This window comes from Bradyrhizobium betae (assembly GCF_050632175.1).
GTDB classification, from domain to species: Bacteria; Pseudomonadota; Alphaproteobacteria; order Rhizobiales; family Xanthobacteraceae; genus Bradyrhizobium; species Bradyrhizobium betae_B.
In genome coordinates, this window is the sequence record NZ_CP192576.1 from 1,489,979 (window position 1) to 1,510,861 (window position 20,883).

Annotated in this window: 14 protein-coding genes and 1 pseudogene; 7 read left to right on the top strand and 8 right to left on the bottom strand. The window is 64.3% G+C overall.

The genetic code is table 11. The features are described 5' to 3' along the window. The first annotated feature begins 2 nt into the window (after window positions 1-2). The 3 genes from glgX to treY are packed head-to-tail and all read left to right on the top strand — an operon-like array spanning window position 3 to window position 6,617. Window positions 3-2,081: a glycogen debranching protein GlgX gene (glgX, locus tag ACQ86E_RS07400; protein ID WP_431204853.1), complete on the top strand. Its 2,079-nt coding sequence runs from the start codon at window positions 3-5 to the stop codon at window positions 2,079-2,081. Next, window positions 2,078-3,832 (top strand): malto-oligosyltrehalose trehalohydrolase, encoded by a 1,755-nt coding sequence (gene treZ, locus ACQ86E_RS07405; RefSeq protein WP_431204854.1) that lies wholly within the window; start codon window positions 2,078-2,080, stop codon window positions 3,830-3,832. Before glgX ends, treZ begins: the two co-directional genes overlap by 4 nt. 1 nt (window position 3,833) lies before the next feature. Further along, window positions 3,834-6,617 (top strand): malto-oligosyltrehalose synthase, encoded by a 2,784-nt coding sequence (gene treY, locus ACQ86E_RS07410; RefSeq protein WP_431204855.1) that lies wholly within the window; start codon window positions 3,834-3,836, stop codon window positions 6,615-6,617. Between the two features lie 3 nt (window positions 6,618-6,620). Here treY and ACQ86E_RS07415 read toward each other — a convergent pair whose 3' ends face one another. After that, window positions 6,621-6,938 carry a polyhydroxyalkanoic acid system family protein gene (locus ACQ86E_RS07415; protein ID WP_431204856.1) on the bottom strand — a complete coding sequence of 106 codons (318 nt, stop codon included), beginning with the start codon at window positions 6,936-6,938 and terminating at the stop codon, window positions 6,621-6,623. Window positions 6,939-7,119: 181 nt separating this feature from the next. On the opposite strand from ACQ86E_RS07415, the gene ACQ86E_RS07420 reads away from it, so the two are divergent. After that, window positions 7,120-7,284, top strand: a complete 165-nt coding sequence (locus ACQ86E_RS07420) for a DUF3309 family protein (protein ID WP_007595743.1) — start codon at window positions 7,120-7,122, stop codon at window positions 7,282-7,284. Window positions 7,285-7,377: 93 nt separating this feature from the next. On the opposite strand, the gene ligD is transcribed toward ACQ86E_RS07420, so the two are convergent. Then, complete coding sequence (gene ligD / locus ACQ86E_RS07425; protein WP_431206419.1) at window positions 7,378-10,071, bottom strand: DNA ligase D; 2,694 nt, start codon at window positions 10,069-10,071, stop codon at window positions 7,378-7,380. Window positions 10,072-10,189: 118 nt separating this feature from the next. Between ligD and ACQ86E_RS07430 the strand changes: the two genes are divergently transcribed. Further along, entirely contained in the window at window positions 10,190-11,074 is an 885-nt protein-coding gene (locus tag ACQ86E_RS07430; RefSeq protein WP_431204857.1) for a Ku protein, read from the top strand. A 117-nt stretch (window positions 11,075-11,191) separates the two neighbouring features. Here ACQ86E_RS07430 and ACQ86E_RS07435 read toward each other — a convergent pair whose 3' ends face one another. The 6 genes and pseudogenes from ACQ86E_RS07435 to ACQ86E_RS07460 all read right to left on the bottom strand — a co-directional run bounded on the left by ACQ86E_RS07435 (window position 11,192) and on the right by ACQ86E_RS07460 (window position 19,406). Then, window positions 11,192-11,881 (bottom strand): response regulator, encoded by a 690-nt coding sequence (locus tag ACQ86E_RS07435; protein ID WP_431204858.1) that lies wholly within the window; start codon window positions 11,879-11,881, stop codon window positions 11,192-11,194. Further along, window positions 11,878-14,598, bottom strand: a complete 2,721-nt coding sequence (locus ACQ86E_RS07440) for a DUF4118 domain-containing protein (protein WP_431204859.1) — start codon at window positions 14,596-14,598, stop codon at window positions 11,878-11,880. Before ACQ86E_RS07440 ends, ACQ86E_RS07435 begins: the two co-directional genes overlap by 4 nt. Window positions 14,599-14,638: 40 nt before the next feature. Continuing rightward, window positions 14,639-15,244: a K(+)-transporting ATPase subunit C gene (locus ACQ86E_RS07445; protein ID WP_431204860.1), complete on the bottom strand. Its 606-nt coding sequence runs from the start codon at window positions 15,242-15,244 to the stop codon at window positions 14,639-14,641. A 113-nt stretch (window positions 15,245-15,357) separates the two neighbouring features. Then, window positions 15,358-17,476 (bottom strand): annotated as a pseudogene (gene kdpB, locus ACQ86E_RS07450) (potassium-transporting ATPase subunit KdpB). A 24-nt stretch (window positions 17,477-17,500) separates the two neighbouring features. After that, entirely contained in the window at window positions 17,501-19,204 is a 1,704-nt protein-coding gene (gene kdpA, locus ACQ86E_RS07455; protein ID WP_431204861.1) for a potassium-transporting ATPase subunit KdpA, read from the bottom strand. 4 nt (window positions 19,205-19,208) lie between these two features. After that, window positions 19,209-19,406, bottom strand: a complete 198-nt coding sequence (locus ACQ86E_RS07460; protein WP_431204862.1) for a K(+)-transporting ATPase subunit F — start codon at window positions 19,404-19,406, stop codon at window positions 19,209-19,211. 611 nt (window positions 19,407-20,017) lie between these two features. Between ACQ86E_RS07460 and ACQ86E_RS07465 the strand changes: the two genes are divergently transcribed. Both ACQ86E_RS07465 and ACQ86E_RS07470 read left to right on the top strand, forming a co-directional pair. Further along, complete coding sequence (locus ACQ86E_RS07465) at window positions 20,018-20,485, top strand: hypothetical protein (protein ID WP_431204863.1); 468 nt, start codon at window positions 20,018-20,020, stop codon at window positions 20,483-20,485. A 19-nt stretch (window positions 20,486-20,504) separates the two neighbouring features. After that, window positions 20,505-20,783 carry a hypothetical protein gene (locus ACQ86E_RS07470; protein WP_431204864.1) on the top strand — a complete coding sequence of 93 codons (279 nt, stop codon included), beginning with the start codon at window positions 20,505-20,507 and terminating at the stop codon, window positions 20,781-20,783. The last annotated feature ends 100 nt before the right edge of the window (window positions 20,784-20,883 follow it).

The following is a 20,883-nucleotide window of genomic DNA, read 5'->3' on the forward strand; positions in this document are numbered from 1 at the left end:
CGATGCGCCTGACTGCTGGATCGCCCGCACGCCTCGGTGCAAGCTGGGACGGACGCGGCACCAATTTCGCGCTGTTCTCCGCGAATGCGCAGAAGGTCGAGCTATGCCTGTTCGACGGCCAGGGCCGGCGCGAGCTCGAGCGCATCGAGCTGCCCGAACGCACCGAGGACGTCTGGCACGGCTATCTCAACGACGTTTCGCCGGGCCAGCTCTACGGCTATCGCGTGCACGGCCCCTACGAGCCCGAGCACGGCCACCGCTTCAACGCCAACAAGCTGCTGCTCGACCCCTATGCCAAGCGGCTTGCGGGCCGGCTGGTCTGGAGCGACGCACATTTCGCCTACCGCACCGGAAGCCCGCGCGAGGATTTGTCGTTCGACCGGCGCGACAACGCGCGCGGCATGCCGAAGGGCGTCGTTGTCGACGAGACCTTCAACTGGGGCCGCCGCGAGATTCGGCCCAATATCCCCTGGGAAGACACCATCATCTACGAGGCCCACGTCAAGGGCCTGACGCAGAAGCGCGACGACGTACCGCCGAATTTGCGCGGCACTTATGGCGGGCTGTCGTCGCCGGCGATGATCGAGCATCTGAAGAAGCTCGGCGTCACCACGGTCGAGCTCCTGCCCATCCACGCCTTCGTCGACGATCGCATCCTGGTCGAGAAGAAGCTCGCCAATTACTGGGGCTACAACACGCTGTCGTTCTTCGCGCCCGAGGCGCGCTACGCCCAGGACAACGCGCTCGATTCCTTCCGCACCACGGTCGCGCGCCTGCACGATGCCGGCATCGAGGTGATGCTCGACGTCGTCTACAACCACACCGCCGAGGGCAATCACCTCGGCCCGACGCTGTGCTATCGCGGCATCGACAACGCCTCCTATTACTGGCTCAATCGCGACAACCCGCGCTATTACGACGACTTCACCGGCTGCGGCTCGTCGGTAAACCTGACCCATCCGCGCGTGCTGCAGATGGTGATGGATAGCTTGCGTTACTGGGTCGAGGTCTGCCATGTCGACGGCTTCCGCTTCGACCTCGCCACGACGCTCGCGCGCGGACCGAACGGCTATGATCGCGGCATCTCGTTCCTGACCGCGATCCGGCAGGATCCTGTGCTGGCCACCGTCAAGCTCGTGGCCGAGCCCTGGGATCTCGGCCTCGGCGGCTATCAGGTCGGCGCGTTTCCTTCGCAATGGTCGGAGTGGAACGACCGCTATCGCAGCGCGATGCGCCGCTACTGGAGCGGCGAAGGCAGCCTGATCGGCGATGTCTCCAGCCGCATGACGGCATCGTCCGATCTGTTCAACCATGACGGACGGCGGCCGCGCGCCAGCATCAACCACATCACGGTGCACGACGGTTTCACGCTCGCCGATCTCTTCAGCTACAACGAGAAGCACAACGAAGCCAACGGCGAGGACAATCGCGACGGCTCCAGCGACAACCACAGCAACAATTGCGGGGTCGAAGGGCCGACCGAGGATCCCCAGATCATCGGATTGCGCCGGCAGCTTCGCAAGAACGTGCTGGCCTGCCTGATGCTGGCGCAGGGCATTCCACTGATCCTGGCCGGCGACGAGGTCGGCAATTCGCAATCCGGCAACAACAACGCCTACTGCCAGGATAACGAGGTCGGCTGGGTCGGCTGGGACAATCTCGGCAAGGAAGGCGACGACATGGTCGATTTCGTTGCCGGTCTCGCCGACATCCGCCGCCGCTTCTCGCAGCTTCGCAGCCATCGCTGGCTCGACGGCCGCCCCAAGGATGGCATTTCCTACGGTGCGCTGTGGCTGACGCCCGCCGGTGACGAGATGACGGAGAACGATTGGAAATTCCCGGAGGGACGGTTCCTCTCCTACGTGATGGGGCCGATGGAACCAGGAAGCGCCGCGATCTTTATCGTACTGAACGCCGCCCCTGAAGAGATCGCATTCAAATTGCCGAAACTGACCGAATACAAGAGCTGGCAGCAGATCCTGAACACGACCGATGCCAAGCTGAACAGTGTTGATTTCCTGCCCGGAAGCGACAGCAAGGCGCCGCCGCGTTCCGTGCTCGCTTTCGCGGGGACGCTATGAGGCCATCCTTCGGCGCACGGCCGACGAAGGACGGCGTGTCGTTCCGGCTGTGGGCGCCCGGCGCGCGGCGCGTCGATCTCCTGCTCGACAGACGGCACGCGATGCAGCGCCGGCAGGACGGCTGGTACGTCGCCGACATCGCAAGCCTGCCGGTCAACAGCCCCTACAAATTCAGGATCGACGACGAAATCGACGTGCCCGATCCGGCATCGGCGTTCCAGCCCGACGACGTATCCGGTCCGAGCGAGGTGATCGATCACGATGCTTTCGCGTGGCGCGCGAAGGATTGGCGCGGCCGGCCCTGGGAAGAGACGGTACTGATCGAAACCCATGTCGGCACCTTCACGGCGGAAGGCACCTATCGCGCCATGATCGACAAGCTCGATCATCTCGTCGCAGCCGGCATGACCGCGCTGGAATTGATGCCGCTGGCCGATTTCGCCGGCCGCCGCGGCTGGGGCTATGACGGCGTGCTGTGGTATGCGCCCGACAGCGCCTATGGCCGCCCTGAAGAGCTCAAGTCGCTGATCGACGAAGCGCATCTGCGCGGGCTGATGGTGTTTCTCGACGTCGTCTACAATCATTTCGGGCCCGAAGGAAACTATCTCGGCCGCTACGCGCCGACCTTCTTCACCGACGCACACACGCCCTGGGGCAGCGCGATCGACTATCGCGTGCCGCAGGTCCGCGCCTTCGCGGTCGAGAACGCGCTGTCCTGGCTGACCGACTACCGCTTCGACGGCCTGCGGCTGGATGCCGCCAATCACATCCTGGCCCTTCCCGGCGAGCAGTCCATGCTGCACGACCTCAGCGTCGCCGTCGGCGAGCTTGCCAAGGCAACCGGACGCCACATCCATCTCGTGCTGGAGAACGGCGACAATCGCGCCAGCATGCTCGACGCCGCGCAGGATCCGCCGAACGGAAAATATCGCGCACAGTGGAACGACGACTATCACCACGCCTGGCATGTGATGCTGACGGGCGAGATCGCTGGTTACTATGCCGACTACCAGACCCCGCGCATGGACCTTGCCCGCGCGCTCGCATCGGGATTCGTCTATCAAGGCGAGATCTCGGAATTCTTCGGCAAGAAGTCGCGTGGTGAAGCCAGCGGCGAGCTGCCGCCGGCAACCTTCGTCAACTTCCTCCAGAACCACGACCAGATCGGCAATCGTCCGCTGGGTGATCGGCTCGAGGCCATCGCATCGCCGCAACAGATCGAAGCCGCTCTCGCGGTGACGCTGCTCGCGCCGATGGTGCCGATGCTGTTCCAGGGCGAGGAGTGGGGCTCGAAAGCGCCGTTCCCGTTCTTCTGCGATTTCCAGGGCGGCCTTGCCGAGGCCGTGCGTCAGGGGCGCAGGCAGGAATTTGAATGGGCCTATGAGAAATACGGCGATGAGGTCCCCGACCCGCTCGATCCCGCGACGCTGCAATCGGCAGTGCTCGACTGGACCGGGCATACCCCCGAGCAGGATGCGCGGCTTGCCCTAGTAAAAGAGCTGCTCGCTCTTCGCCGCAGGGAGATCGTTCCACGACTGAAAGGCGCAAGCTTCGGCGACGCTGAGGCAGCCGACAGCGGCCTGCTCACCGCGCATTGGCGCATGGGAGATGGCGCCACGCTGGGCCTGACTGCCAATCTCTCGGACAAGAATATCACGTACACCAACAGCAATGCAGGTACGCTGCTCTGGGGCAATGCAAGCGGTGATCGGCTCCCGCCGTGGTCCGTGATCTGGCATCTCGGAGGTTAGCATGCCTCCGGCGATTCCCCTTGCGACCTACCGCCTTCAGCTCACCGCGGATTTCGACTTCGACAAGGCGGCCGCGGTCGTTCCGTATCTCAAGGCGCTCGGGATAACGCATCTCTACACCTCGCCGGTGATGAAGGCCCGCAAGGGTTCGACGCATGGCTACGATACCGTCGATCATAACCAGTTCAATCCCGAGCTCGGCGGCGAGGCCGGCTTCGCACGGCTGAGCGAGGCGCTGGCCGAGCACGATCTCGGCCTCATCATCGATTTCGTGCCGAACCATGTCGGCGTGCACTTTGCCGACAATCCCTGGTGGCTGGACGTGCTGGAATGGGGCCAGGCCTCGCCGCACGCCGTCTCGTTCGACATCGACTGGGATCTGCTGCCATACCGCGCCCGCGGCGGCGTGTTCCTGCCGATCCTCGGCTCATCCTATGGCGAGGCGCTGGAGCGCGGAGAGATCGAGCTGCGCTACGATGCCGGCGAAGGTAGTTTTTCCGCCTGGTATTTCGAGCATCGCCTGCCGATCGCGCCGGAGCGCTATGGCGAGTTGCTGCGGATGATCGTGAAAGAGGCCGACGCCGCGGAGACGGAAGCCGGCAAGCGCATGCTGTCGCTCGCGGCGCGCTACACGGGGCTGCGCCGGCCCAACCGCAAGGAGGCGCCCGGCTTCAAGACCGAGCTGAAGGAGATCGCAGGCAGCGCCGACATCATCGCACGGGGCCTCGCCGCCTATCGCGCAGTCAAGGATCGCCCGGCACAGACCTTGATGCTGCACCATCTGCTGGAGCGCCAGAACTACAAGCTCGGGCACTGGCGTCTCGCCTCCAGCGACATCAACTATCGCCGCTTCTTCGATGTCAACGGTCTCGCAGGCCTGCGCGTCGAGGACGCCAGCACATTCGCCGCGACGCACCGGCTGGTAAAGCAGCTCGTCGCCGACGGCAGGCTGCAGGGCATTCGTCTCGACCACATCGACGGCCTGCGCGATCCCGCGCAATATTGCCAGCGGCTGCGCCGACTGGTGCGCGATGCGCAGGGCAACGCAAAGCCGTTCTACACTGTAATCGAAAAAATCCTTTGCGAGCACGAGCGCCTGCCGCACTTCGCCGGCGTGCAAGGCACCACCGGCTATGAATGGATGAACCTCATCACCCAGGTCCTGGTCGATGCCAAGGGGCTGGAGGCGCTGGACGAGACCTGGCGGCAGGTCAGCAACCGTCCGCCACGGCTCGCGCCCTATGTGAAGGACGCCAAGCGCCGTGTGCTCGAGACGTTGCTGACCAGCGAATTCACCGTGCTGACGCGCCTGCTCGCCCGCATCGCCAACGGGCACTATTCGACCCGGGATTTCTCCGCCGACAGCCTGCGGCAGGCGCTCGAGCTCTATGTGCTGCATTTTCCGGTCTACCGCACCTACCTGACGCACAGCGACCCGACCGCCCTTGATCGCAAGCTGATCGACGACACCATCGAACGGGCCCGCGCGGAATGGTTCGCCGCCGACGACGGCATTTTCGACTTCCTGCGCGACGCCCTCACCATGGACCTGCTCAAGCCCGGCCGGCCCCCGCACAGCGCCCCGCGCGTGCGCCGTTTCGCGCTGAAGGTGCAGCAGTTCACCGGGCCGATGATGGCGAAGTCGCTGGAGGACACTGCATTCTACCAGTTCCACCGCCTGCTCGCGTTGAACGAGGTCGGCGGCGATCCCGCGAGCAACGGCCTTGCCACTGCCGCCTTCCACGAGGCGATGCGGGCCCGCGCCAAAGAGTGGCCGCAAGGCATGACGGCGACCGCGACCCACGACACCAAGCGCGGCGAGGACGCTCGTGCGCGGATCGCGGCGCTCAGCGAGATCCCCGGCGAGTGGACAAGCGCGGTTTCGCGCTGGAAGATGCTGAATGCACCGCACCTGGCGCTGCACGGCAAGCTGCGCGCGCCCTCGGCAACGTTCGAATACATGCTCTACCAGACCCTGCTCGGCGCCTGGCCGCTCGGGGAGACGACTGATGCCGGCTTTGTCGAGCGCATCCAGGCCTATGCGCTCAAGGCGGCGCGCGAGGGCAAGGAAGAGACGAGCTGGCTCAATCCGCATGAAGCCTATGAGAACGGCGTCAACAGCTTCATCGCGAAGATCCTCGATCCTGCATTGTCGGGCGAATTCCTTGAATCGCTCCAAACGCTGGCGCGCCGCGTCGCGCTGCTCGGCGCGCTGAACTCGCTGAGCCAGCTCACCCTCAAGGCGACATTGCCGGGCGTTCCGGACTTCTATCAGGGCACCGAATTCTGGGATCTGTCGCTGGTCGACCCGGACAACCGCCGCGCGGTGGACTTTGCCGCGCGGCAGGCGGCGCTGCCGCAGGACGCCCCGGATTGGCACGGCTTGATCCAGCGCTGGCCGGACGGCCGGCTCAAGCTGGCCTGGATGCGACACCTGCTCAAGCTGCGCAATGAGCTCGCTGACGTTTTCGCACGGGGCGACTACCAGCCTCTGGACGTGCGCGGCGCGCACGCCGACCATGTCATTGCCTTTGCCCGCCGCCATGGCCGGACTGCGGCGATCGTCGTTGTTGGACGCCAGTTCGCGCCATTCACGCAAGCGGGCCGGGAATGGCCGGCGCCGGACGTTTTCGACGCAACCGTCGACATCACCGGTTACACCGCGCAGGGACTTGCGGGCAACGAACTGCCGCTGGCGCAGGCGTTCCGCGAATTTCCTGCCGTTGTCATCGAGGCCCGCGCAGCGAGCGCCGTCAGGCCTGCCCGGCAGCGCCAGGGCGTCTGACGGTTATTTTCCATCGTCCTTGGTCAGCAGCAGCTGACCGCGCTTGCGGATGGTGGCCTGCGCCATCTCGGCAAAGCGCTGCAACAGCCACGGCAACACCACCTGCACCTTGACGTGGTCGTCGGCGACGTCGACCTGTCCCGACGCGATCTGGCTCATCGCGCGGATGCGAAAATTCATGGTGTCGCCAGCCCAGCGTTCCTCTTCGACCTGCATCACGGGAATGCTCGCGGCAGCGCGGCCGAGCCCGGTCTTGAGCCGGCGTACCGCCTCTTCGCGGCCAAGGCGATGCGGAATGGAAACGACTAGCGGTGCTGACATGATTCCTGCCCGTATTGACTGAACACTCACCTAGTTATGTCGGCCGCAAAGACAAAGGTTCCATGCGCCAAGCGCCTGCGGTCGTGTTTCATAAACGGAACTTTCAAACCTGCGGCAAGTTGCCGTCAGCACAACGCACAGATGTGCCCCTTTCGGGAGATAGGGGCTGGAGGAGATTCGCATGTCTATCGGAACAATCATTCTGATCATCCTGGTCATCGCCCTGCTCGGCGGTTTCAGCGGCATCGGCGGCGGCCCGTTCTATGGCACCGGCTATTATGGCGGCGGCGGCCTCGGACTCGTCATCGTCATCCTGCTGATCCTGCTGTTGCTCGGACGGATCTAAGGCGGACTGTAGGGTGGGCAAAGGCGCAACGCGCCGTGCCCACCTTTTGCCACGACGAAAGAAAGATGGTGGGCACGCTTCGCTTTGCCCACCCTACTTCTTTTTCGCCGCCAGCTTCTTGATCGCGGCCTTGATCGACGCGGCCGCATCGTCGTAGCCATCCCACGCCTTCGAGCGTGCCAGCAAGCCCGGCACGGTCCGCACCGTATAGCGCTTCGGATCGAGATCGCTCTTCACTTGTGCCCAGGTCACCGGCATCGAGACCGTCGCGCCATCGCGGGCACGCGGGGAGAGCGGCGCCACCGCCGTCGACAGCCGATCGTTGCGCAGATAGTCGAGGAAGATCTTCCCGCTACGCAGCTTCTTGGACATGTTGAGCAGATATCGCTCGGGCTCGTCATCCGCCATCCACTGGCAGACACCTTGCGCGAAAGCCTTGGCTTCCTTCCAGCTAACCCTGTCGCGCGCGCCGTGGAGCAGCGGCACCACCACGTGAAGGCCCTTCCCGCCGGTGGTCTTGCAGAAACTTTCCATGCCGAGATCGGTCAACCGCTGCCGCATCTCCTTGGCCGCCTCGACGACATCAGGGAATTCGACGTCCGGCGCTGGATCGAGATCGAACACCAGCCGGCCGGGTGTATCGTAAGCGTTCGGCGCGCAATTCCAGGGATGGAGTTCGAGGCCGCCGATCTGTGCGACGGCAGCGAGCCCCTCGACGCGATCGATCTGCAAATAGGGCTTGCGATCGCCGGATACCTTGGCGAGTTCGAGCAGGTTGGAGCTGCCCTGCATGGCATGACGCTGGAAGAATTTTTCACCGCCGATGCCGTCGGGCGCACGCAGGATCGAGCAAGGGCGGCCTTTCAGGTGCTCGATCATCCAGTCGCCGACCGCTTCGAAATAGCGGGCGAGATCGAGCTTCGTCACGCCTTGACCGTCACCGGCGTCCGGCCACAGCTGCTTGTCCGGCTTGGAAATCACGACGCCCATGACCTCGGCGACGCCGGCCTCCTTGCGCTGTCCGGACTTCGCCGAAACACGCTTTCGCGCCGGGGGCTTGGCAAGCGCGGTATCGACGGGCGTCTCCGCCTCGACCTCCTCGGCCGGCTTGTCCTGTCGCAGGCCCTTGAACGCGGCCTGGCGGATGTTGCCATCGGCGGTGAAGCCGGCGAACTCGATCTCGGCGACGAGCTCGGGCCTGAGCCAATGCACATCGCGCGTCTTCTTCGGCGCATTCTTGCCGCCGAACGGACTCTTGCTTGCCGCCGCCTCCTTCAGGAACGGCATGATGCGCTTGACCTTGTCGGCACCAAAGCCGGTGCCGACCATGCCGACAAAGGCGAGGTGATCGCCGCGATAGACGCCGGCCATCAGCGAGCGGAATTTTCCGGCCGTGGTCTTCCAGCCGCCGATCACGACCTCATGTCCGGCGCGGCATTTTGCCTTGGTCCAGCTCTCGGTACGGCCGGAGCGATACGGCGCATCCAGTTTCTTCGACACGATGCCTTCGAGCTCGAGCTTGCAGGCCGATTGCAGCACCGCATCGCCACCGCTCTCGAAATGCTCGACAAAGCGGATCTGGTTTGCCGCCTTCTTGCGCGCCTCAAGCAATGCCTTGAGACGCTCCTTGCGCTCGCCGAGCGGCAGGCGGCGGCAATCGGCGCCCTCGGCGTACAGAAGGTCGAAAGCAAAGAAGATCAGCTCTTCGGTCTTGCCGTCCGACAGTGCGGCCTGAAGCGAGGAAAAATTCGGTGCGCCGTTGTGGTCGAGCGCGACGATCTCGCCGTCGATCATCGCGTCCGGCAGCGAGACGGCTTCCTTCGCGATCGCGGCAAACTTGTCGGTCCAATCGAGGCCCTTGCGCGTCCTCAGGGTCGCGCTGCCCTCCTCGATCCGGAGCTGCACCCGGTAGCCGTCGAACTTGATCTCGTGGCACCAGCCATCGCCCAACGGCGGGCGTTCAACCACGGTGCAGAGCTGCGGCGCGACGAAGTCCGGCATCTCCGAGACCTTCCTGGCAGTCGACGCAGTTGTAGCCTTCTTCCTTGCCGCCTTGTTCTTGGGAGCCTTCTTGGACGCTTTGCCTGATTTCAGCGAGGTACGCGGCGCAGCCTTGACCGTGCGACCTTTCGGCTCATCGGCGCGGTTGGACTGCCAGACTGCATCCGCCTTGGTCCCGGCGCCCTTCGCCAGCATGAACGGTTTTGGCGCTCGGCCCTTCCCTCCGGCGATCTCCGCCATCGCGCGGCCGGACGCCACCGACTTGTCCTCATTGAGAACATCCTCGTCCTCGCTTGCAAACTCGTCGCGGTGCTTGATCAGGAGCCAGTTGGTGCGCTTGCCGCCGGTGCGGTCGTTGCGCATGCGGACCAGCACCCAGCTTCCGTGCAGCTTCTCGCCATGAAGCGTGAACTTCAGATCACCCTTCTTGAAACCGGCTTCGGGATCCTCGCAGTCCCAGGTGCCGCGATCCCACAGCATGACCGTGCCGCCGCCATACTGCCCTTCCGGGATGGTCCCTTCGAAATCACCATAATCGAGCGGATGGTCCTCGACCTCCACCGCCAGCCGCTTGTCGTGCGGATCGAGCGAGGGCCCCTTCGTCACCGCCCAGGACTTGAAGACGCCGTCGAATTCCAGTCGCAGATCGTAGTGCAGCCGCGTGGCATCGTGCTTCTGGATCACGAAGCGCCGCTGCTTTGAGCGCGTGACGGCGGTCCGGCCCGACGGCTCCGGTGTCTTCTCGAAATCACGCTTCTGTCGATAAGTGGAGAGTTTTCGCAGCACGACCGGTCCCGCATGTCCTTCAGCGCTGAAGCCTATCACGGCAAAAGTCGCGTCCGGAACCAAAACCCCTTGGCACGGTTGGAGTTCCTGAAAAGCCTTGAAATCACTGGAGAATGCAATGGCTCCCCGCGCTTACTGGAAAGGGACGCTGAAACTGTCCCTCGTCAGCTGTCCCGTCGTGCTCTACCCCGCGACGACCTCGGCCGAGAAGACGCGGTTTCACATGATCAACCGCGAGACCGGCAACCGGCTGAAGCAGCAGATGGTCGATTCCGAGACCGGCGACGTCGTCGAGAGCGACCAGAAGGGTCGCGGCTACGAGCTGCGCAAGGGCAAGTATGTCGAGATCGAGCCGGAAGAGCTCGAGGCGGTGCAGATCGAGAGCAACCACACCATCGACATCGAAAGCTTCGTGCCGAGCGAGGAGATCGACCAGCGCTATCTTAATCACCCCTACTACATCGCACCCGATGGCAAGGCCGCAATCGATGCCTTCGCCGTAATCCGCGACGCCATGAAGGACGAGGGCCGCGTGGCGCTCGCCAAGATCGTGCTCACCAACCGTGAGCACATCATCGCCATCGAACCGCTCGGCAAGGGCCTGCTCGGCACCACGCTGCGCTTTCCCTACGAGCTGCGCGACGAAGGCGAGTTCTTCGACGACATCAAGACGCCGAAGATCACCAAGGACATGGTCGAGCTTGCCGGTCACATCCTGCAGACCAAGGCGGCGCATTTCGACCCCGGCAAATTCAAGGACGAGTACGAGACCGCCCTGAAGACGCTGGTGAAGCGCAAGGCGGGCGGCAAGACCATCGAGCTACCGGAGCGCGGCGAGAAGCCGAGCAACGTCGTCAGCCTTATGGATGCGCTGAAGCAGAGCCTCAGGGGAGGTGGAGGCAAGAAGACCGCGGCGAAGTCGCATGGGCGCCGTGCCACCGGGGGACGACGAGCGGCGAAGAAGACGCACCGGTCGACAGCGCGGCAGAGGAAGGCGAGCTAGCACGTCATTCCGGGGCGATGCGAAGCATCGAGCCCGGAATCCATTACGCCAAGCGCGACGGTCGGAGAAATGGATTCCGGGTTGGCGCTGACGCGCGCCCCGGAATGACAGCAGGGCCTAATCCCCCGCCTTCAGTCGATACCCGATCCCCGTTTCGGTCAGCACGTATTGCGGCCGCTCCGGATCGGCCTCGATCTTCTGGCGGAGCTGGCGGACATAGACGCGCAGATATTGCGCGTCGGTCAGCTCGTCCCAGAGCTCCTTGAGCAGGAAGCGGTGGGTCAGCACCTTGCCGGCGTGTTGGACCAGCACGCGCAGGAGGTCGTACTCCTTCGGCGACAGCTTGATGTCGCGCTCGCCGACCTTGACGATGCGGCGGACGAGATCGACGGAAAGATCTCCGGTGCGGAACACCGGGCGTTCGCCCTGCACCTGAAGCTGATGCCGCAGCGCGGCGCGCAGGCGGGCTAGCAGTTCGTCCATGCCGAACGGCTTTGTCAGATAGTCGTCGGCACCGAGATCGAGCGCCTGCACCTTGCCGGCCTCGTCGCCGCGGCTCGACAGCACCACGATCGGTACGCTTTGGTTGCGCGCACGAATGGTGCGCAGCAACTCGTGGCCCTGGATATCGGGCAGGCCGAGATCGAGGATGATCAGCGCGGGGCCCTCGGCAAGCTTTTCCAGCGCGACCTTCCCGCTCGGCGCCTCCAGGATCTCGTAGCCCTGCGTCGTCAGCCCCATCCGCAGCAGCTTGCGGATCGGCGGCTCGTCGTCGATGACCAGAACCTTGATCGGGGCGGCGCTCATGCGGCAGTATCCAATGCCTGGGTCTGTGCCGGGATCGGCAGACGGATGGTGAGAACGGCGCCGCTGCGGTCGCCGCGGTTGGCGGCCGAGATCGTGCCGTGCATCGCCTCGACGAAGCCGCGGGAGATGGCGAGCCCGAGACCGGTGCCGGGCCGGACATGATCGCCCTTCTGCGCGCGATAGAACTTGTCGAACACGCTCTCGAGCTCGCCGGGCGGAATGCCACCGCCTTCGTCGGCAACCTGGAGCACCACATGGTCCCGCTCGCGCCAGCTGCGGATCGCGATCGTGGTCTCAACCGGCGAATATTTCGCGGCATTGTCGAGCAGATTGAACAGCACCTGCTCGAACAGCACGGCATCGAGCTGGAGCATCGGCAGGTCGGCGGCCAGCACCAGCTCGACCTTGTGGGCGGTGAGGATCTTCGCTGCCCGCCGGAGCGCGCTGCCGACGATCTCGCTGAGATCATGCAGCGCCGTGTTGGGAACGATGGCGCCGGATTCGAGCTTGGTCATGTCAAGCAGATTGGCAATGAAGCGGTTGAGCCGCTCGGATTCGTCGATGACGGTGGCGAGCAGATCGCGCTTCTCGGTATCGGACAGTGCGCCGGCGAGATCGCGCATGGTCGAGGCGGCGCCCAAAACCGAGGCGAGCGGCGTTTTGAGATCATGCGAGATCGACGTCAGCAGCGCCGAACGAAGCCGCTCGGATTCGACGGTGCGCTTGACGCGGTCCATGTCCTCGACCAGCAACACCCGCTCGATCGCAAGCGCGCCCTGGTCGACCAGCGCGTCGAGCAGCCGACGCTGGTCCGGCGTCAGCAGCGGACCCGTGCGGTCGTTGTCGATGCCGATGACGCCGATCGCACCGCGCCCGGTGCGCATCGGCAGGAACAGCCGTTTGGCCCCCGGCAACGTGTCCGAGCCCCGGCCCGCGGGACGATCGTTGCTCCAGGCCCAGTTTGCGGCGGCAAGATCGGCCTGGTCGAGATCGTCCTCCGGCGGATAGCCGGATTTGACCGTGAGCAGGCCCTCCTCCGGCAGCAGCAGCACGACGCGGACCTTCAACATCAGCGCGGCCTGATAGGCGGTCGCCCACAGCACGTCGTCGAGCGTGGCGGTGCCCGCAAGCTTGCGGCTGAACGCATAGAGCTGCTCGGTGGTGCGGATGCGGCCGATCGCAGTGTCGGCTTGCGTACGCACGCGTCCGGCGACGTTCGACACCACGAACGCAATCAGCATGAAGAAAGCGAAGGCAGCGACATTGGTCGGCTCGGTGATGGTAAATGTGTAGACCGGCGGCAGGAAAAAGAAGTTGTAGGCCAGCGACGCCGCGACGCTTGCGAGCATCGACGGCCAAAGCCCGTAGCGCACGGCAACGGCCACCACCGCGGTGAGAAACATTAGGTCGACGTTCTCGACGCCGACATAGGGTTTGATGAGCTCCGCTGCCGCAAGGCCAAGCGCCGTGATCCCCACCGCCTTCAAATAGGGTCGTGGATCGAAAGGCTCCGACCGGACGGCAGTCTGCACCGCCGTCTTGGGCGGCTCGCCCGCGAGCTCGTCGCCGGGAACGACGTGAACGCTGATGTGGCCGGCACGGCGGACCAGATCGTGCACGACCGAACCGCGCGTCATCTCGAACCACCTTGAACGGGTCGATTTGCCGATCACGATCTGGGTGACGTTGTTACCTTGCGCGAAGTTGATGACGTCGTCGGCGATGCGGCGGCCGACGGCGGGAATGGTCAGCGCCTCGCCACCGAGCGCTTCGGCGAGCCGCAGCGTATCGGCGAGACGGTCGCGCTGCTCGTCTGAAAGCTGAAGCGAGCGCCGCGTCTCGATAGAGATCGCGGTGAACGGCGCGTGCAGCCGATCGGCGAGCCGCTTGGTGTAACGCACGAGGCTGGCCGCGCGCGGATCCTCGCTGACACAGACCAGGATGCGCTCGCCCGCGGCCCAGGGACCGGCGATGGCGTTCGCCTGCATGTGGGTGAGCAACTGCTCATCGACCCGCTCGGCCGTGCGCCGCAACGCCAGCTCGCGGAGCGCCGTCAGATTGCCCGGCGAGAAATAGTGCTCCAAAGCCCGCTCGGCTTGCCGGGACACATAGACCTTGCCCTCCTTCAGCCGCTGGATCAGATCGTCCGGCGTGAGGTCGATCAGCTCGATCGCGTCCGCACGGTCGAACACCGAATCCGGCACGGTCTCGCGCACCCGCACATGGGTGATCTGGGCGACGACGTCGTTCAGGCTCTCGATATGCTGGATGTTGACGGCGGTGTAGACGTCGATGCCGTGGGAGAGCAGCTCTTCGACATCGAGATAACGTTTGGGATGGCGACTGCCCGCCGCGTTGGTGTGGGCGAGCTCGTCGACGAGCGCAATCTTCGGCCGCCGTGCGATCACGGCGTCGAGGTCCATCTCCTCGACGATCTGGCCGCGGTAATCGAGCTTCTTGCGCGGGATCACTTCCAGCCCGCGCACCAGCGCCTCGGTCTCGGCCCGGCCATGGGTCTCGACGAATCCGACCACGACATCGATGCCGGCCTTGCGCTTGGCATGGGCGCTTTGCAGCATCTCGTAGGTCTTGCCGACGCCGGGGGCGGCGCCGACGAAGATCTTCAGCTTGCCGCTCGCACTCTCCTCCCGGCGCGCGGCTTCCAGCAGCGCCTCGGGAGACGGACGTTGTTCGGGATCGCGGCGCTCCTGGACCATCAGTCGAATATAATCATCCTGACGCCGCGAGCCTAGACCGCTACTTCGCGGCCGCGCGATCGAGTGCGAGGTTCAGGACCAATACGTTAACGCGTGGTTCGCCCAGCAGGCCAATCATCCGGCCCTGGGTGTTCGCCGCCACGATCTGCCGGACCTGTTCGTCCGGCAGATTCCGCGCCTTGGCGACGCGCGGCACCTGGAATTGGGCGGCTTCCGGCGAGATGTCCGGGTCGAGGCCGCTGGCCGAGGTCGTGACGAGGTCGACCGGGACGGCTGCGTTCGGGTTCTCCGCCTTCAGCTTGTCCACGTCCTCCTTCAGCCGGTCGGCCAGCGCCTTGCTGGTCGTACCGAGATTGGAGCCGCCCGAATTGGCGGCGTTGTACGGCGAGGACACCGTTTTGGTCGAATCATTCGGGTCGGGCGCCAACGTCGCCGAAAGCCTGCTATGGAAATATTTGTCGTCCTTGAACTCCTGGCCGATCAGGGCGGAGCCGATCACCTTGCCGTCTTTCTCGATCAGGCTTCCTTTTGCCTGTGAGGGGAAAATCGCACCGGCAATGGCGGTCATCGCGAGCGGATAGGCCAGGCCCGTGATGGCGGTGAGCACCAGCAACAGAACGATGGCGGGGCGGATTTCTCTAAGCATGTCTTTCTCCAGTTTCTCCCGTCATTGCGAGGAGCGAAGCGACGAAGCAATCCAGGCTGTCAACCGTGGAAACATTTCTGGATTGCTTCGCTTCGCTCGCAATGACGGCGGGGTTAGGCCAGGTGCAAGGCGACCACGACGAGGTCGATCGCCTTGATGCCGATGAACGGAATGACGATGCCGCCGAGGCCGTAGATGAGCAGGTTACGGCGCAGCAATGCACCGGCACCGACAGCCCGGTAGGCAACGCCCTTCAGCGCCAACGGGATCAGCCCGATGATGATCAGCGCGTTGAAGATGATCGCCGACAGGATGGCGCTTTGCGGGCTCGACAGGTTCATGACGTTGAGCACGTTGAGCTGGGGGTAGAACGCCAGGAACATTGCGGGGATGATCGCAAAGTATTTTGCGACGTCGTTGGCGATCGAGAAGGTCGTCAGCGCGCCGCGCGTCATCAGGAGCTGCTTGCCGATCTCGACCACCTCGATCAGCTTGGTCGGATTGGAATCGAGGTCGACCATGTTGCCGGCCTCGCGGGCGGCCTGGGTACCGGTGTTCATGGCGACGCCGACGTCGGCCTGCGCGAGTGCCGGCGCGTCGTTGGTGCCGTCGCCGCACATCGCCACAAGCTTGCCCTTGGCCTGCTCGTCGCGAATCAGCCTGAGCTTGTCCTCGGGCGTTGCCTGCGCCAGGAAATCATCCACGCCGGCCTCCGCCGCGATCGCCGCCGCCGTCATCGGGTTATCGCCGGTAATCATGATGGTGCGGATGCCCATGCGCCGCAATTCGGCAAAGCGCTCGCGAATGCCACCCTTGACGATGTCCTTGAGTTGGACGACGCCGAGCAGCTTGCCGTCCTTCGCGACCGCAAGCGGCGTTCCGCCGGCCTTGGCGATCTCGTCGGCAATGGTCTGCACCTCGCGGCCGACGTCGGAAAGCGCCGTGGACTGGACGGCGCGGGCGGCGTTGCCGGAGGCAACCGCCAGCGGCGCACCGCCACCGATATAGCTGAGCATGGCATCGACCGCGCCCTTGCGCACCGACGAGCCGCCGGCATCGACGCCGCTCATGCGGGTTTGCGCCGTGAACGGGATGAAGGTGGCGCCAAGCTCGGCCATGTCGCGGCCGCGGATGCCGTACTTCTCCTTCGCCAGCACGACGATGGAGCGGCCTTCCGGCGTTTCGTCGGCGAGCGAGGCGAGCTGGGCTGCATCCGCCAGCTCCTGCTCGGTGACACCGCGCACCGGGCGGAACGCGGTTGCTTGCCGGTTGCCGAGGGTGATGGTGCCGGTCTTGTCCAGCAACAGCGTGTCGACGTCGCCGGCAGCTTCGACCGCACGGCCGGACATCGCCAGCACGTTGAAGCGCACCAGGCGGTCCATGCCGGCGATGCCGATGGCCGAGAGCAGCGCGCCGATCGTGGTCGGTATCAGCGTCACGAACAGCGCGACCAGAACGATCACCGAGATCGAACCGCCGGCATAGGCCGCATAGCTCGGGATGGTGACGGTGGCGAACACGAAGATGATGGTGAGGCCGGCCAGCAGGATATTGAGCGCGATCTCATTCGGCGTCTTCGCCCGCTCGGCACCCTCGACCAGCTTGATCATGCGGTCGATGAAGGTCGAGCCCTGCGCCGCGGTGATGCGGACCCGGATCCAGTCGGACAGCACCTGGGTGCCGCCGGTCACGGCCGAACGGTCGCCGCCGGATCTCGCGAATGACGGGAGCGGATTCGCCGGTGATGGCGGCCTCGTTAACCGAGGCGACGCCCTCGATCACTTCGCCGTCGGAGGGGATGGTATCGCCGGCTTCGACCAGCACGATGTCGCCGACCTTCAGGCTCGTGCCCGGCACCAGCTTGAAGGGTTGGCCTGCACCGGTCAGTAGCTTGGCCTGACTCTCAGTGCGGGTCTTGCGTAGCGATTCCGCTTGCGCCTTGCCACGCCCCTCGGCGACCGCTTCGGCGAAATTGGCGAACAGGACGGTAAACCACAGCCAGATGATGATCTGGAAGGTAAAGCCGAGGTTCTCACCACCGGTGACGAGATCGCGCAGGAAGATCACGGTGGTGAGCGCAGCCACGACCTCGACCACGAACATCACGGGGTTCTTGATCATCAGCCGCGGATCGAGCTTGGCGAAGGCCGCGCCGATCGCTGGGACCACGATCTTCGGATCCAGCATCGCCGAAACCGGCGTGCGCTTGTTGGTTTTAAGGACAGATTCCATGGACGTAACTCCGAAAGAGCTCGATCAGAAGACGTTGCCGGCGTTCATCGCGAGGTGCTCGACGATGGGGCCGAGCGCGAGCGCCGGGAAGAAGGTGAGACCGCCGATGATCAGGATCACACCGACGACGAGGCCGACGAACAGCGAGCCGGTGGTCGGGAATGTGCCAGCCGACGGAGGGATCGATTTCTTGGCCGCCAGCGAGCCGGCGATCGCCATTGCCGGCACGATCATGAGAAAGCGGCCGACGAACATCGCGCAAGCGCCCGTCAGGTTGTAGAAGAGGGTGTTGCCAGTGAGCCCCGCAAAAGCCGAGCCGTTGTTGCCGGTCTGCGACGAGTAGGCGTAGAGAACTTCCGAGAAGCCGTGCGGGCCCGCATTCGCCATCGAGGCGACACCTGTTGGCAGCACGACGCCGACCGCCGTCCATCCCAGGATCATCAGCGGAAGGATCAGGATTGCGAGCATCGCCATCTTGACCTCGCGCGCCTCGATCTTCTTGCCGACATATTCGGGCGTGCGGCCGACCATCAGGCCTGCGACGAAGATCGCCAGGATGACGAACAGCAACATACCGTACATGCCGGCGCCGACGCCGCCAACGATGATCTCGCCGAGCTCGATATTGATCAGCGGGATCATGCCGCCAAGCGCGGTAAAGCTGTCATGCATGGCATTGACGGCGCCGCAGGAGGCGGCCGTGGTGATCACGGCGAACAGCGAGGACGCAACGATGCCGAAGCGGACCTCTTTGCCCTCCATGTTGCCGCCGGTGAGGCCGAGTGCGTGCATCGTCGCGGTGCCGTTGGCCTCTGCCCAGTAGCAGATGGCGACGCCCGCGATGAACAGCACGCCCATCACGGCCAGGATGGCCCAACCCTGGCGCTGGTTGCCTACCATCCGGCCAAACACGTTGGTGAGCGCGGCGCCGAGCACGAAAATCGACAGCATCTGCACGAAGTTCGACAGCGCGGTCGGATTCTCGAAGGGATGCGCGGCGTTGGCGTTGAAGAAGCCGCCGCCATTGGTGCCGAGCATCTTGATCGCGACCTGCGAGGCAACCGGGCCGACCGCAATGGTCTGCTTGGCGCCTTCGAGCGTCGTGGCTTCGACGTAGTCGCCAAGCGTCTGAGGCATGCCCTGCGAGACGAGGAACAGTGTGTAGACGACGCACATCGGCAGCAGCACGTAAAGCGTGGTGCGGGTGACGTCGACCCAGAAATTTCCGACCGTGCGCATCGAGGCGCGCGAGAAGCCGCGGATCAGCGCCACCGCGAGCGCGATGCCGGTTGCCGCCGACAGGAAGTTCTGGTGCGTCAGGCCGACCATTTGCGTCAGATAGGACAGCGTGCTCTCGCCGCCGTAGTTCTGCCAGTTGGTGTTGGTGATGAAGGAGATCGCTGTGTTGAAGGAGAGGTCCTCCGCGACTGCTCCCTGGCCTGCCGGATTGAAGGGCAGCACGGCCTGGAGACGCATCACACCGTAGATGATGAGGAAGCCACCGACGTGAAACAGCAGCATGGCGACCGTGTAGGTCACCCAATGCTGCTCGCGTTTTTCGTCGACGCCGGAGAACCAATAGACACCAACCTCGACAGGCCGCAGCACCGGAGAGAGGAACGTCCGCTCGCCGTTGAAGACGCGCGTCATGTACCAGCCGAGCGGCTTTGTGAGCGCGACGATGATCGCGCAGAAAAGAATGATCTGGAGCCAACCGATCATAGTCATGGCCTTAACCCTTCAGACTTTGTGTCCGCCGCAGGAGCGGCAGCAGCAACGCAAGCAGGCAGGCGACGAGCACGGCGTCCGCCAGCAGCAATTCGACGAGCAGCAGCACGGTCAGAAACGCCTCAGGCCGCAGCAGCGCGTAGGTGAGGTAGAACAGGAGAGCGAGCGAGACGGCGCCGGCAAGCGAATAGTCGAAGATCATGGCACGCTCCTCACAACCGTTCGCAGGCGTAAGTGTAGCCGATCGCAAGCGCGAAGAAGCCGAAGCCCAGCGCCAGCATCAGAATGTCCATCATTGGGAATACTCCTCGTTGCGCCCATATGTCCGGCGCAACTTTCTCTCGGGGACCTGGTGACGCTCGGGAAGAAGGCACAGGGTGCATTTCCGCAGGCCACAGCAAGACTTTTGACCGTGCTGAAGTGCCACCCCGGGCATAGGTTTTCGAGATGAGGGCTATGGCGAAGATATAGGAATCTTATAAAAGCTGGGGTGATCGAACGACGCTGGTGCGACGACCTCCGCTCTCGTCCCGGACAAGCGAAGCGCAGATCCGGGATCCATAGCCACAAGGAGACGTTTGGCGAGGACTCGGAGTTGCCTGAAGTCCGCCCCAGCTACTGCCTGTGGTTATGGATGCCCGCGATCGCGGGGATGACAGCGGTGGGATGAGGCGACCACGCGCCCGACCCGCCCATCTCCCACTTATGAATTCCCTATATCTCCCGCCCCTTCCTCATCTCGCTTTCAAATGCCCTCCCGACCATCTTGGAGAGGCCGGCCGACTGACCGACGCCAAATCCAGGAGGCCTGACATGACCGCCGCTCTCCGACGCCTTTCACCGCCTTCTCTCAGCCAGCAGCTTCGCGCCGTACCGGCGATGACCAGGCCGTTGATGCTCGGCATCATTGATAATGCCTGCCGGCGCTTCCCTTCGCTCGGGCAGAGCGAACGTACCGTGCGCGTCATGCGCCTCGTCGATGCCGAGGCGTGGGCCGATGCCGCGCTGGCGCTGATCGATCTCGAGCTGCCGATGTGGCAGGTCCGCCGCATTGCCTATGACGAGGGCGAGTGGCACTGCGCGCTCTCGCGCGAACGCGAATTGCCGGACTGGCTGGACGCCGCCGTCGAAGCCCGCCACGCCGACTTGGCACTCGCCCTGCTGTCCGCATTCGTCGAAGTTCAGGCCTTGGCCGTGGAGGCGTCGCGGCCGAGCGTCCCCACGGTGCGCCCTGCCCCGGACTCGTTCTACGAGCCCGTCGACTGCGGGAATTTCCGCTAGTTTCGGACGAGTTCGTGCCTTGCCGCAATCTTCGGACATGTCGCCGGCCCTGAGCCCGTCACGGGTGCTCGCACGCTTTGCCGTCCGCATTGTGCTTCTTTCTGTCTTTGCCGCGTTCGGCAGCATCGGCTTCAGACGAAGCCTCAAGGCGCTGCTCTGGATGTCGATCATCCTGTGTGCGGCTGTCGCCCTTCTCAGGCGCGAACCGCCGTTCGGCGCCGTCCTCAACCATTGGGACGAATGCGCCGCGTTCGGCGCGCTGTTCGCACTGGTTCATGTCGTCGACGAATTGACCTGATCGCCGGCCTTTATGACGCGCCTATGAGATCGCCGCGCGGCCTCACTCGAAATCATATCTGCTTGGAGCGATATTGATCGGACGGTTGCGGGACATGCGC

Bases quoted from the DNA above. Each gene is read 5' to 3' on its own strand.
- glgX (WP_431204853.1), top strand. From the start codon at position 3: ATGCGCCTGACTGCTGGATCGCCCGCACGCCTCGGTGCAAGCTGGGAC.
- treZ (WP_431204854.1), top strand. From the start codon at position 2,078: ATGAGGCCATCCTTCGGCGCACGGCCGACGAAGGACGGCGTGTCGTTC.
- treY (WP_431204855.1), top strand. From the start codon at position 3,834: ATGCCTCCGGCGATTCCCCTTGCGACCTACCGCCTTCAGCTCACCGCG.
- ACQ86E_RS07415 (WP_431204856.1), bottom strand. From the start codon at position 6,938: ATGTCAGCACCGCTAGTCGTTTCCATTCCGCATCGCCTTGGCCGCGAA.
- ACQ86E_RS07420 (WP_007595743.1), top strand. From the start codon at position 7,120: ATGTCTATCGGAACAATCATTCTGATCATCCTGGTCATCGCCCTGCTC.
- ACQ86E_RS07430 (WP_431204857.1), top strand. From the start codon at position 10,190: ATGGCTCCCCGCGCTTACTGGAAAGGGACGCTGAAACTGTCCCTCGTC.
- ACQ86E_RS07435 (WP_431204858.1), bottom strand. From the start codon at position 11,881: ATGAGCGCCGCCCCGATCAAGGTTCTGGTCATCGACGACGAGCCGCCG.
- ACQ86E_RS07440 (WP_431204859.1), bottom strand. From the start codon at position 14,598: ATGGTCCAGGAGCGCCGCGATCCCGAACAACGTCCGTCTCCCGAGGCG.
- ACQ86E_RS07445 (WP_431204860.1), bottom strand. From the start codon at position 15,244: ATGCTTAGAGAAATCCGCCCCGCCATCGTTCTGTTGCTGGTGCTCACC.
- kdpA (WP_431204861.1), bottom strand. From the start codon at position 19,204: ATGACTATGATCGGTTGGCTCCAGATCATTCTTTTCTGCGCGATCATC.
- ACQ86E_RS07460 (WP_431204862.1), bottom strand. From the start codon at position 19,406: ATGATCTTCGACTATTCGCTTGCCGGCGCCGTCTCGCTCGCTCTCCTG.
- ACQ86E_RS07465 (WP_431204863.1), top strand. From the start codon at position 20,018: ATGACCGCCGCTCTCCGACGCCTTTCACCGCCTTCTCTCAGCCAGCAG.